Genomic DNA, 12,362 nt, shown 5'->3' with positions numbered 1-12,362 from the left:
TCAATGGCGATATGAAAGTTGCACAATGCTGTTTGGCTTTAGCGCTGGTTGGTTGTTCTGAGCATTCAACTGCTGCGTTTGCATATGTCAAAAACGCAGAAGCGCGGGGGGAGAACACCATCTTACAAAATGGAGAATCTGGCGAACTTCCGTATTCTCGCGGCCATTCTTTCAGCTCACTCGACGAATATCTCGAATATCTCGAAGAGTATAACGGGCCCATCGACTTGCCTTACTGGCGCAAAGTGAAGCCTGGCTTGTATGAAAGCGTCAGCAGCAGGCCCGAAGCCCAACCAACTCGCGCTACGCGTGCGGAATTGATGCGACGTTTCGGTTTTAAGGAATGACATGACCGGCTGATCGCTTGGCGAACATTGCCCTGCGACACCATACAAAAGTGATCGGCGTACGGCTGACAAGTAGCGATGACTTGCGCCGGCTAATGCTGCACGTCGTAGCGCGCGGAAGCGCTTGAACACAGCGGGTCAGTCTGGTCGATCTTCGCGCGGTTGCTGCGGCAGGAAGCCGCGTGCGAGGACGATGTAGAGTTTTTCGCGGCACACCATGCTACCGGCCCAGTCTCCGATCAGTGCAGTGGCGAAAAGCGGCAGGATGACGTGGCTGCTGCCGGTCGCTTCGCCAAGAATGATCACCGCCGTCAGAGGTGCGCGGACCACGCCGGTGAAATATCCCGCCATGCCGAGCAGCACGATCAGCCCCGCCTGTTCGCTTGGGAAAAGCGGAGTCAGCCACTGTCCGAACCCGGCACCCGCCGCCAGCGAGGGCGCGAAAATCCCGCCTGGAATTCCGCTCGCACTGGTCGCCAGCGCAGCGAAGAACTTGGCCGGGCCGAACCAGAAGTCGCCATCCCGCCCCTCGAGCAGAGCGGTCGTCGGCTCATAGCCGGTTCCCGCTGCATCACCATCGGTGACGAAGATTAGCAGTCCTACTACGATGCCACAGACCAGCGCCGTGATCATCGGCTTGCGGTCGAGCAAGGCAGCCCAACGCCCATCCGGGCCGCGCAGCATCAGGAAAAGACGAGAGAACAATCCTCCCAGGAGCCCGCCCAGCAGGCCCGCCAGCGGCGCAGCGACCAGCACCGTGGTGATGGGAAGGCTGCCCTCCAGTTCGCCGAAGTAGATGTAGTCGCCCGCCAGCCCCTGTGCCGTGAGCCCGGCGATCATGACCGCGCCCATGACGAGGATCGCTACGCGTTGTTCGTAGGCGACGGCCAGTTCCTCGATCGCGAAGGCAATTCCGGCCAGCGGCGTATTGAACGCGGCCGCAACGCCGGCAGCACCGCCCGCAATCACCACGCCAGGCGTCACGCGCAGGCGAAACAGCCGATGGACCTGTACCATTATCGCGCCGGCCAGTTGCACCGTCGGCCCTTCGCGCCCGACCGATGCGCCGCCCAGCAATGCAATGACTGTCAGGACGATCTTTGCCAGTGCAGCGCGCAAGGAAAGCAATGCGCGGGCGATGCGCCCCATAGGTTGGCGGCTGGCGGCCATGACCTGCGGTATGCCGGACCCGCGCGCCTCACGGGCGAAACGACGGGTCAGCACGGACACGAGCAGGAACGTCAGCGGGGTCAAGACCAGCGGAAGATAGACGTAATCACGGCGCAGAGAGGCGAACATCGCCTGCGCGCCATCGCCCAGTTTGGCAAAGAGCAGCGCGGCCAGGCCGATCAGTATCGCCGAAACCAGCATGGCGATGCGCCGGTGCCAGTCGTCCGCACCGACCAGTTCCTGCGGCATCTTGCCTGTCAGAAACCGGGGTCTGCGGGGAATGAGCGCCATCGAAGCGCTCTCTATGGGCGGCGGCGCAATTAGTCCAGCGGGCCCCGCGCTGTGCCTTCAACGCCGTCGATGTGCAGTTGGGCGGTCTAGCCAATTATCGAAGGATGCCGAAAGTCTTGTTCCCGAGCCACCGTCAAGCGTCTCCTACGCGTCCTATCTCCGGCGCGATCAGTACTGTGTTGCGGCCGCTATGCTTGGCTTTGTACAGCGCATTGTCGGCGCGCCGTAGGGTTTGTTCACTGGTGCTCGAGCAGCCTGCCACGCCGGCAGAGAAGGTGATCGGGTTCATCGGCTCGTCGGTTTCGCGCAGCCTCAGTTTGCGAAAGGCCAGGTCATCCTTGGCAGCCTGCACCTTTTCGACCATCCTCGCAGGGTCGGGGATTTCGGCGATCACCAGGAATTCCTCCCCGCCCCAGCGTGCCACCGGCCAGGGCGCGAGCGATTCCTCCAGCGCGGTCGCGACCAGTTTCAGGGCCCGGTCGCCGACCGTATGGCCATAGGTATCGTTGATCGACTTGAAATGATCGACATCGATGATCGCGATGCAATAGCGAACCTTGCGCGTTTCGAGATCCTGAATGGTCGTGCGGGCGGCGCGGCGGTTGGCGATGCCGGTCAGTTCATCGACCAGCGCCTTGTTGCGCGCTTCTTCGAGGTCGCGCTGCAGCCTGTCGATCCGGTTGGATGAATTGGCCAATTCGCGTTCCGCCTGGGCCGCCCGATCGACGATGCGACCGATTGCGCTGGTCAGATCTTCGCCTTCTGCCCCTTCGCGGATCACCTGGCTTTCCTCGGCAATGTCGCGGCCCACGTCGCCCGCCTGACGCTGCGTTTCACGCGCCAGTTCACCTGCGGCGTCGAGAAATAAGTCGAGCGCCTCGTCACGTGCGGCGATCCGTTCTGCCGGATCTTCCGAGGCCTGGGCGAATTTCTGCATGATTTCGGCGACAGCTTCCTGCGTCATGCGCATGCCGCTATCGATATAGGTGTCGGTTTCCTCGACGATCACCTTGCTGGTCCGGTTGAGATAAAGATAGCCGAAGCGATAGTTGAACGGAGTGGGATCGAGCAGATTGCCGGCGAGAAACGCCAGGACTTTGCTGCCGATAGTGTCCTGTTTCATCTGCCTGCCACTACAATTTACCTGCCCGGCCTGCATGAGGCCGGGTGCGGCAATACCGTCGATTGGTAAATTCTTGCAAAAAACCGCGCGGATGGTGCGTCAGTCTTCCACAGCCAGCAGATACAGCTGACGGGCCGCATCGATGGGTTTTACCTCGCCGCCATTTTCATAATGCCAGAAGGTCCACCCGTTGCAGCTGGGTGCGCCTTGCAGGTCTTTGCCCAGCCCGTGGATGCTGCCGGTCTGCTTTTCATAAGCCAGCGAGCCGTCGGCGCGGACCTTTGCGACCCAGCGGCGTTTCTTGTCGAACACCTGCGTCCCCGGCTTGATGAAGCCGTTTTCGACCAGTGCCCCGAAAGCGACCTTTGGCGCGGCTTTCGCGCTCTGCATCGTGGTCAGCGCGCTTTCGTCGAGTGGGAGTTCCTTCTCGATCCGCTTGAGGGCCGCATCGCGATAATTGCCCTCGCGTTCGCAGCCGATCCATTCGCGCCCCAACCGCTTGGCCACGGCGCCGGTAGTGCCTGTGCCGAAGAACGGGTCGAGCACCACGTCGCCGCGTTCGGTCGTCGACAGCAGCACACGATAGAGCAATGCCTCGGGTTTCTGCGTCGGGTGGACCTTATGGCCGCCTTCCTTCAATCGCTCCCCGCCATTGCAGATCGGCAGGACCCAGTCGCTGCGCATCTGCAATTCATCGTTCAGCGTCTTCATGGCGCGATAGTTGAAGTGGTATTTGGCCTTTTCGCCCTGGCTGCACCACAGCAGCGTTTCATGCGCATTCGTGAACCGCGTGCCCTTGAAATTGGGCATGGGGTTCGACTTGCGCCAGACGATGTCGTTGAGGATCCAGAAGCCCAGATCCTGCAGGATCGCACCGACGCGGTAAATGTTGTGATAGCTACCGATGACCCACAGCGCCCCATCGGGCTTGAGCACGCGCTTCGCTTCCGTCAGCCATTCGCGCGTGAAATCGTCGTAGATCTTGAAGCTGTCGAACTGGTCCCAGTGATCGGTCACCGCATCGACATGGCTGCCATCGGGCCGGTTCAGATCGCCGCCCAGCTGGAGATTGTAAGGCGGATCGGCAAAGACGAGGTCAACGGACGCATCGGGTAGCGAACGCATCGCTTCCACGCAGTCACCGTCCAAGATGCGCCCCAAGGGCAGCAATTCCTTCGGTACATCCGCAATTTTAACCGCCGCTTTTACGCGACTCTTCGTGGTCTCGATGACCCCCATGATATTCGTCCCTGTCCTTAGTTATCCACAGGGTGAGTCCAAGCGGACTCCGCGTCAAGCACGAAAAACCTAAGCCACGATGGTTAACGTCGGGTTTCTTACAGAGAACAGAAGGTGTCCGTCACAACATATTGAGTCCATGCGAAATATGCGGACTCAATATTGTGGGGTGTGGCACTCAGGACTCAATCTGGCCCGATACGGCAGATGTCAGAGCAGCGCCATCTGCGACACCGGGGCGAAGCTGCGCCGATGCAGCGGCGTGGGCCCGTGCATGCGCAGCGCTTCCATATGTTCGGCGGTGCCATATCCGGCATTGCGGTCCCAGCCGTAATGCGGGTGGGTTTCGGCGGCTTCGCGCATCAGACGGTCGCGATGTTCCTTGGCGAGGATGCTGGCGGCACCGATGCATTTCTCTTTGCCATCCCCGCCCACGATGGGCCGCGCTCCTGCCCAGCGCCATTCGGGATGGCGACCGTGCGGCGTCATGTTGCCATCGATCAGAACCTCTTCCGGCTCGCAGCCCATGGCGTCGACCAGCCGGCTTACCGCCAGCGTCATCGCCAGCATGGTGGCCTGAAAAATGTTGATCCGGTCGATCTCTTCGGGCTCGACCACGGCGAGCCCCCAGACGCATCGTGTACGAATTTGCGGCTCGAGCAGGGAACGGCGCTTGGCCGAAAGCTTTTTAGAATCGTCGAGACCCGGAGGTGCCGGGTTGCACAATACCACCGCGGCCGCCACCACCGGCCCTGCCAGCGGCCCGCGGCCCGCCTCGTCCACACCGACGATCAGCGGCGCAGCACCAAGGCCACAATCGGGAGTTGAATGATACATGCGCCAGTTCGTCCTTGCTGCCACCCTATCGCCTATGGCTCTGCTCGCAAGTTGCGGCAACGCTGCTTCCGGGGATAGCGCGCAGACCCAATCAACGCCCATGCCATCGGAAACCATCTCCGTATCCAGCGGCCAGGATCTGAACGCGCAGGACTACGGCACCTTCGACGAGCCGTGGGCGGCTGAATTTGCGCCAGGCACCGACACGCTGTTCATTACGGAACGGGCGGGCACGATCAAATTCGTAGATACGGCAAACGGTACGCAGGGGACCGTAACAGGCGCGCCCGAGGTCGATTATGGCGGCCAGGGCGGGCTTGGCGACATAGCATTCCTCCCATCCGAATCCTCGAGCAGCCTGGATCGCCGCACGATCTATCTGAGCTGGGCCGAAGCAGGCGAAGGCGATACGCGCGGGGCCGTGGTCGGCCGTGGAACTCTGGAATGCGCGCAGACGAATGCCTGTGCAATCGAGGGGCTGGAGGTAATCTGGCGGCAGGCGCCGAAGGTAACGGGCCGCGGGCACTATTCGCACCGCCTCGCCTTCAGCCCGGACGAACGCTACCTCTTCGTCGCCAGCGGCGACCGCCAGAAAATGCAGCCTGCACAGGATACGTCGAATAATCTCGGCTCTATCGTTCGCCTCAACCTCGACGGATCGACCGCAGCCGGTAATCCGCTTGCCGGCGAAGGCGGTATCAGCGCGCAGCTATGGTCGTGGGGACACCGCAACATCCTCGGCCTGCAGTTCGATGGCCAGGGTCGCCTGTGGGATCTGGAGCACGGCCCCGCTGGCGGTGACGAATTGAACCTCGTGCAATCGGGCGGGAATTACGGCTGGCCCGAGGTCTCTGGCGGCGATCACTACGATGGCAAACCGATACCCCGCAATTCCACGAGAGACGATTTCATCAAGCCGGCAGTCAACTGGACTCCGGTAATCGCGCCGGGCGATTTCATCTTCTATTCCGGTGATCAGTTCGCAGGTTGGAAGGGCGCGGCGGTGATCGCGGCCATGAAGCCTTCCGCTCTCGTCGTCGTGACGATCGACGGGGAAAGCGCGCGTGAAACGCAGCGCATACCGTTTGAAAAACGTCTGCGTGAAATCGTACAGGGCCCAGACGGCGCGATTTGGGTGCTGGAAGACAAGGAAGGCGGGCGGCTGCTCAAACTAACACCGGGCTAAGGCGAATTTGATCGACTTGGCCTGCGGCGCGCCCTAATCGGCGCGCCCTTATGGCGACGCTCGTTCCCCTTTCCGCTATCGACCCGCAAATGGTCGAAGAATTGCTCGATGCCTCCTTCGGCGAGGGGCGGCATGCCCGCACGGCCTATCGCATCCGCGAAGGGACCGACTGGCTTGACGCACTGAGCTTTGCCGCGCTCGACGATGACGATTATCTGGCCGGCACGATCCAGCTCTGGCCGGTCGCGTTGACGGACCCGCGCGGACGCGCGCACCCGATGATCATGGTGGGGCCGGTTGCAGTCATGCCGGGACGGCAGGGCGAAGGTTTCGGAAAGGCGCTGATGGCCGCCAGCCTTGGCGCGATCGACGCGGGTTTCGAAGACGGCGCCTCGCCCCTGCCTCAGGTGATGATCGGTGATCCCGACTATTACGATCGCTGGCAGTTCACCGCTGCGCACACGCAGGGCTGGCACTGCCCGGGTCCGTTCGAAAAACACCGCTTGCTGGCGCGCAGCGGCAATCCGGCAATCCTGCCCGCAGAAGGAATGCTGGGCCCGTGGAGCTTGGCGAACTAGTCGCTATCTGGCATCGGCAGTTCCACGATGCCCTATACCCCGCCCCCAGAACTCGCCGGCATGTCGCTGGCACAGATTGCCGAGGCAGTTGCGGAGCGAAAGCTTCCGCCGGTCGAACAATGGTCGCCCGACAATATCGATGACAGTCACATGCGCATTGGTGCCGACGGAACCTGGTATCACGAGGGTTCGGCGATCAAGCGCCCCGGCATGGTGCGCGCCTTTGCGGGCCTCCTGAACCGTGAAGAAGACGGCAGCTACTGGCTCGTCGTGCCTTATCAGAAACTGTCGATAGATGTGGAAGATGCCTGCTTCATCGCAACCGATGTCAGCGAGACCGAAGGCGACCTCGCCTTCCGGGTGAACACCGACGAACTGGTGGTGGCTGGGCTTGATCATCCGATACGCGCGGCTGGCGATGCCGACAGTCCATCGCTCTACATTCATGTCCGTCGCGGTTGCGAGGCGCGGCTAAACCGTTCGACCTATGAACAGCTCGCCCGCATCGCACTCGATCGCGGTGACGACTGGACCGTGAAGAGCGGCGGCGAGACTTTTTCGCTTCTGCCTGCATGAGCGCGATCTTCGACCGTCTTACCCAGTTGTTCGAACAGGGTCATGCGCGTGATGTCGGCGAGCTCATGTCGGACAGCCGCTTCGCCGACCTTGATCGCACCGCCGACGCAGCCGTCCTGATCGCGGTGACCGAGCGACCCGATCCCACAGTCATCCTGACGCAAAGGCCGCGGACCATGCGCGATCATCCCGGACAGGTCGCGTTCCCCGGGGGCAAAGTCGAAGACGGCGAAAGCGCGGTGGACGCGGCGTTACGCGAAGCATGGGAAGAACTGGCGATCGAGCCAGAGAACGTCCGGCTGATCGGCACGACCGACCGTTATCAAACCGGTACAGGGTTCGACATCACACCAGTCCTTGCCACGGTGCCGCGCGATCTTTCCATCCACCCGGACCCGCGTGAAGTCGAAAGCTGGTTCGAATGTCCCCTCGAAAAGCTCATGGACGCTTCGCAATGGAACCGCGATTCGGTCTTCTGGAAAGGGGCTACGCGCGAATATCTGGAAATGAATCATGATGGTTACCGGATCTGGGGTGTGACGGCAGCCATCTGCTGGAACCTGTCCCGCCGGATAGCGTGGCTGGAGGCGCATTGATGACGGCACATCTGCCAAAGGCCGAATGGACGCAGCGCGCGAGCCTGGCCAAGCTCGTCGAAACGCTGGGCGCTGACGATATTCGCTGGGTCGGCGGCTGCGTACGCGACACGATGCTGGACTATCGCGCGCATGATATCGACGCGGCGACGCGGCATCTGCCAACCACCGTCATCGATCGCTGCAAGGATGCCGGTATCCGCACTATTCCCACCGGTATCGACCACGGCACCGTGACCGCGATCTTCGACGACGGAAATGTGGAGATCACCACGCTGCGGCGCGATGTTGCGACCGATGGCAGGCGCGCCACGATCGCCTTCTCCCACGAATGGAAAGACGATGCGGCGCGGCGCGATTTCACCATCAATGCGCTGTATGCCCATCCGGAAACCCTAGAAATCTCGGATTATTTCGGCGGCCTTGCCGATCTTTCCGCCAGGCGTGTGCGCTTCATCGGCGATGCCGAAACGCGCATACAGGAAGATCACCTGCGCATATTGCGCTATTTCCGCTTCGCCACGCGCTTCGGTGATGGCTGGGATGAAGAGGCCACGGCCGCATGCAGCGCCCTCGCCCCGACCCTGAAGGGCCTGAGCCGCGAACGCGTGGGCTGGGAAATGCAGAACCTGCTCGCCCTATCCGATCCGTCCGCGACAATTGCGAAGATGCGCGCCCTTGGGGTGTTGCAGGAAGTGCTGCCCGAATGCGGCAGGCGCGAGGTGGATCAGCTGGGTCGCCTGATCGAGGCGGAAAGGGCCGCCGACATAGAACCCGATGCCATGCGGCGGATGGCTGCGCTTTTGCCGGCCGTGCCGCCGGTTGCAGAGGCTGTATCGGCCCGCCTGCGTCTGTCCCGCAGCCAGCGCGATCGCCTGATGTGCGTGGCCCGCCGCGATCCCCGCGACGGTGATCGACCTCGCGGACTGGCTTATGAGGTCGGCAAGGATTGCGCGCTTGATCGCCTGTTGATCGCAGGAAAAGACCCGTCGTCGATCCTCGGCTGGGAAGCGCCCCGCTTTCCGCTGAAAGGCGGCGAGATCGTGGCACGCGGCGTGGGCAAGGGGCCCGAAGTCGCGCGCATATTGCAGCGGATCGAAAAGCGATGGGTGGATGAACAATTCCCGCCGCGCACCAGGGTTGAAGAATTGCTCGACGAGGAACTCGCCGCTCGCTGAACATCCACCCTTTGCGCGCTTCAGCGTCGCTTAAGGTGCACTGCAGCATAAAGGCCTCGCGGTTGCAAAAAAACGCAGTCCGTGACATACAGTACCCGTTCTCCCGTGGGGGGACTTGCGGGTGTCGGGAACCACACTCTCGCCCGCTCTTTCCATTCTTGATCGGCTCGATCGCGCGTTTCGCGTGTGGGGGAGCCGCGTATTTCGAATAACAAGCCTTGGAGTTTTATATGAAAATCGCGAAACTGGCGCTTGCCGCCGTCGCCCTCACCACCACCGCAGCCGTTGCCCCCGGCGTTGCCGTCGCGCAGGAAGCCACCGCTTCCGTCGCAGCTGGCGCAACCGTCTATGGCAATGACGGCGCCGAAATCGGAACCATCGAAGCCGTTCAGGGCGACACCGTGATCCTCGTGGTCGACGACATGCGCGCTCCGGTTCCGGCCAATGCGTTCGGCACGAACGACAACGGAACCTCGCTCAACGCCACCAAGGCGCAGATCGTCAGCATGCTGCAGGCGGCCCATCAGGAAGCCGTTGCCAAGCGTGATGCTGCCCTGGTCGTCGGTGCCAATGCCGTCACTGCCAAGAACGCGCCGCTCGGCACCGTTCTCGAAATCGATGGTGACAATGTGATCATCGCCCGTGGCGGCGACGAGACCAAGAAGGTCACCCTGCTGCGAGAACATTTCGCCGCCAGCCCGACCGGCACCCTGATGGCGCTGCTCACCAACGCGCAGATCGATGCGGCCATGGGCGCCTCGGCACCCGCAGCCGAAAGCGCCGGCGAGTAATCGTCTAGCGAATAATCCCTGAGCCTGTTTCAGGGTCGCGAAAGGCCGGGAGTGCGCAAGCGCTCCCGGCCTTTTTCTCATGCGGTCAATTCACCTCTGCCGCGGCAGTCATCGGAACCGTTGCGTCAGGTGAACTTGTTGTCGCGCGGGAAACCTTGCGGCGGCATCCGCCCTGCACCGCCGCGGGCCACCTTCCATTGCCACATCTCGCCTTCCGTGCGTGTGCGTCCTTCCTTGCCGCCCATCGTCCAGCTCAACCCCTCTGCCAGAGTGAAGGTGGTCGCATCGGACAGGCCCCCGTCGCGATAACGCTGCAAGGTTACGCCTTGGCCGCGGGCAAGTTCGGGCAGTTCCTCGAGATTGAAGACCACCAGCTTGCGATTGTCCCCCACGCAGGCGACGTGGTCGTGACCTTCTTCTATCGTCCGCGCCACCACCATCTTCGCATCGCCCTTGAGGTTGACGACCTGCCGCCCCTTGCGTGTTTCGGCGAGAAGTTCGTCGGTGGTCGTACCGAAGCCCTTGCCCGTGTCTGCCACCAGCAGCAGGCGCTGTTTCGGCTTGTGGACGATCAGCGCCACGATATGCGCGCTGGCATCGATATCCAGCGTATTGCGCACCGGTTCGCCAAAGCCGCGCGCGCCGGGCAGCTTGTCCGCGCCGATCGTGAAGAACCGCCCCTTGTCGGTCGCCAGCAGCAGCTTGTCGGTAGTCTGCGCATGGATCACGAACGCCGGACCATCGCCTTCCTTGTATTTGAAATCCTGATCCAGCGGCAGATGTCCCTTGGCTCCGCGGATCCAGCCCTTCTGCGACAGGATCACCGTGACCGGCTCCTTCTCGATCATCGCGTCCATGCTGAATTCGACCGCGGGCGCCGCTTCCCGAATGCTGGTGCGGCGGGCCCCCAACGCAGTGTCTTCGCCATATTCCTTGCGCAGCGCATTGAGATCGCGCTTCAGGCGCGTGCGCTGGCGTGCTGGCGAGCCGAGCAGCTTTTCCAGTTCGTCCTGTTCCTTGAGCAGGTCGTCCTTTTCCTGACGAAGCTGCATTTCCTCAAGCTTGCGCAAACTGCGCAGCCGCATGTTCAGGATCGCTTCGGCCTGCCGGTCGGTCAGGCTGAACTCCTCCATCATCACCGCCTTGGGCTCATCCTCGTAACGGATGATTTCGATCACCCGGTCGAGGTTGAGGAAGGCGATGATATAGCCTTCGACCAGCTCCAGCCGCCGCGCGATCTGGTCCAGCCGGTGCTGGCTACGGCGCTGCAGAATGTCGATCTGGCTGGCGATCCAGTTGTTCAGCAGTTCCTTCAGCCCCATCACCATCGGCGTGCGGCTGGCGTCGAGCACGTTCAGGTTGAGCCCGAACCGCGTTTCCATATCGGTCAGCTTGTACAGGCTTTCCTTGAGCAGCTCGGGGTCGACATTGCGGCTGCGCGGGACCAGAACGATGCGGATCTTTTCATCGCTCTCGTCGCGCACGTCTTCCAGGATCGGCAGCTTCCGGTCGGCGATTGCCTGCGCGATCTGTTCGATCAGCTTGCCCTTGGCCACCTGATACGGGATCTCGCTGATAACGAGCTGCCATTGCCCGCCACCCATCCGCTCGATCCCCGCTTCGCGATCTTCCGCGCTGGCTGCTTCTGCCGCGTGAAAACGCCCGCGCACACGGAATGACCCGCGGCCGGTTTCATACGCCGCAGCAACAAGCTCCGCGCTTTCGGCCACGATGCCTCCGGTGGCGAAGTCCGGGCCCTTGAACAGCTCCATCAGCCGCGCATGTTCGACATGCGGGTTGTCGATTACTTCAAGCGTCGCGTCGACGATCTCTGCGACATTGTGGCTGGGTATGTTGGTTGCCATGCCCACCGCGATGCCGCTCGCGCCGTTGGCAAGCAGATTGGGGAACAGGCCGGGGAATATCTCCGGCTCCTGCTCTTCCCCATTGTAGGTAGGAATGAACTCGACCGTGCCTTCATCGAGCCCCTCCATCAGCCGCAGCGCGGTCTTCGTCAGGCGTGCTTCGGTGTACCGATAGGCGGCGGCGTTATCGCCATCGATATTGCCGAAGTTGCCCTGCCCTTCGACCAGCGGATATCGCAGCGCGAAATCCTGCGCGAGGCGGACCATCGCATCGTAGACGCTGGCATCGCCGTGGGGGTGATACTTGCCGATCACGTCGCCCACCACGCGTGCGGATTTCTTGAACGCGCTGGAAGGGTCGAGCTTCAGCTGGCGCATCGCCCACAGCAGACGGCGATGCACGGGCTTCAACCCGTCGCGCAGGTCCGGCAGCGAACGAGCGGTGATCGTGCTCAGCGCATAAACCAGATACCTTTCGGACAGAGCGCTGTCGAACGGGGCGTCGACGATCGCGTCGAACGGGTCTTTGTCACTGTCGAGCGTGGTTTCATTGGCGGCCATGACACTCGCCCTACCACCGCCACG

The 12,362-nt window shown here is 62.1% G+C and carries 12 protein-coding genes; 7 read left to right on the top strand and 5 right to left on the bottom strand.

The window, feature by feature from the left end; all coding sequences use genetic code 11:
- The first annotated feature begins 11 nt into the window (after positions 1 to 11).
- Positions 12 to 347 (top strand): hypothetical protein, encoded by a 336-nt coding sequence (locus tag AC13F2_RS12880; protein ID WP_482965418.1) that lies wholly within the window; start codon positions 12 to 14, stop codon positions 345 to 347.
- Between the two features lie 138 nt (positions 348 to 485).
- On the opposite strand, the gene AC13F2_RS12875 is transcribed toward AC13F2_RS12880, so the two are convergent.
- From AC13F2_RS12875 to AC13F2_RS12860, 4 genes are all read right to left on the bottom strand, one after another.
- Positions 486 to 1,808, bottom strand: a complete 1,323-nt coding sequence (locus tag AC13F2_RS12875; RefSeq protein WP_482965417.1) for a chloride channel protein — start codon at positions 1,806 to 1,808, stop codon at positions 486 to 488.
- Between the two features lie 133 nt (positions 1,809 to 1,941).
- On the bottom strand, positions 1,942 to 2,931 hold the full coding sequence (locus AC13F2_RS12870) for a GGDEF domain-containing protein (protein ID WP_103022654.1): 990 nt from the start codon (positions 2,929 to 2,931) through the stop codon (positions 1,942 to 1,944).
- Between the two features lie 99 nt (positions 2,932 to 3,030).
- On the bottom strand, positions 3,031 to 4,170 hold the full coding sequence (locus AC13F2_RS12865) for a site-specific DNA-methyltransferase (RefSeq protein WP_103022653.1): 1,140 nt from the start codon (positions 4,168 to 4,170) through the stop codon (positions 3,031 to 3,033).
- Between the two features lie 210 nt (positions 4,171 to 4,380).
- On the bottom strand, positions 4,381 to 5,007 hold the full coding sequence (locus AC13F2_RS12860) for a ribonuclease HII (RefSeq protein ID WP_103022652.1): 627 nt from the start codon (positions 5,005 to 5,007) through the stop codon (positions 4,381 to 4,383).
- Between AC13F2_RS12860 and AC13F2_RS12855 the strand changes: the two genes are divergently transcribed.
- The 6 genes from AC13F2_RS12855 (at position 5,006) to AC13F2_RS12830 (ending at position 9,912) form a co-directional block, all read left to right on the top strand.
- Positions 5,006 to 6,193: a PQQ-dependent sugar dehydrogenase gene (locus AC13F2_RS12855; RefSeq protein WP_482965416.1), complete on the top strand. Its 1,188-nt coding sequence runs from the start codon at positions 5,006 to 5,008 to the stop codon at positions 6,191 to 6,193. The two genes, AC13F2_RS12860 and AC13F2_RS12855, sit on opposite strands and share 2 nt — an antisense overlap.
- Before the next feature lie 50 nt (positions 6,194 to 6,243).
- The gene (locus AC13F2_RS12850) at positions 6,244 to 6,771 is read left to right on the top strand and encodes a GNAT family N-acetyltransferase (protein ID WP_103022650.1); all 528 of its coding nucleotides are present in this window, start codon (positions 6,244 to 6,246) and stop codon (positions 6,769 to 6,771) included.
- A gap of 27 nt (positions 6,772 to 6,798) precedes the next feature.
- Complete coding sequence (locus AC13F2_RS12845) at positions 6,799 to 7,347, top strand: DUF1285 domain-containing protein (RefSeq protein ID WP_482965415.1); 549 nt, start codon at positions 6,799 to 6,801, stop codon at positions 7,345 to 7,347.
- On the top strand, positions 7,344 to 7,943 hold the full coding sequence (locus tag AC13F2_RS12840) for a CoA pyrophosphatase (protein WP_482965414.1): 600 nt from the start codon (positions 7,344 to 7,346) through the stop codon (positions 7,941 to 7,943). Before AC13F2_RS12845 ends, AC13F2_RS12840 begins: the two co-directional genes overlap by 4 nt.
- Positions 7,943 to 9,121: a CCA tRNA nucleotidyltransferase gene (locus AC13F2_RS12835; protein WP_482965413.1), complete on the top strand. Its 1,179-nt coding sequence runs from the start codon at positions 7,943 to 7,945 to the stop codon at positions 9,119 to 9,121. Before AC13F2_RS12840 ends, AC13F2_RS12835 begins: the two co-directional genes overlap by 1 nt.
- A 230-nt stretch (positions 9,122 to 9,351) precedes the next feature.
- Positions 9,352 to 9,912 carry a hypothetical protein gene (locus AC13F2_RS12830; RefSeq protein WP_196846591.1) on the top strand — a complete coding sequence of 187 codons (561 nt, stop codon included), beginning with the start codon at positions 9,352 to 9,354 and terminating at the stop codon, positions 9,910 to 9,912.
- A gap of 125 nt (positions 9,913 to 10,037) precedes the next feature.
- On the opposite strand, the gene parC is transcribed toward AC13F2_RS12830, so the two are convergent.
- The gene (gene parC / locus AC13F2_RS12825; protein WP_103022645.1) at positions 10,038 to 12,338 is read right to left on the bottom strand and encodes a DNA topoisomerase IV subunit A; all 2,301 of its coding nucleotides are present in this window, start codon (positions 12,336 to 12,338) and stop codon (positions 10,038 to 10,040) included.
- Positions 12,339 to 12,362: the final 24 nt, after the last annotated feature.

This window comes from Qipengyuania sp. L-5Y, assembly GCF_056859455.1.
Note: the sequence above shows the minus strand (reverse complement) of the source record. Positions and strands in the feature narration are given on the sequence as shown.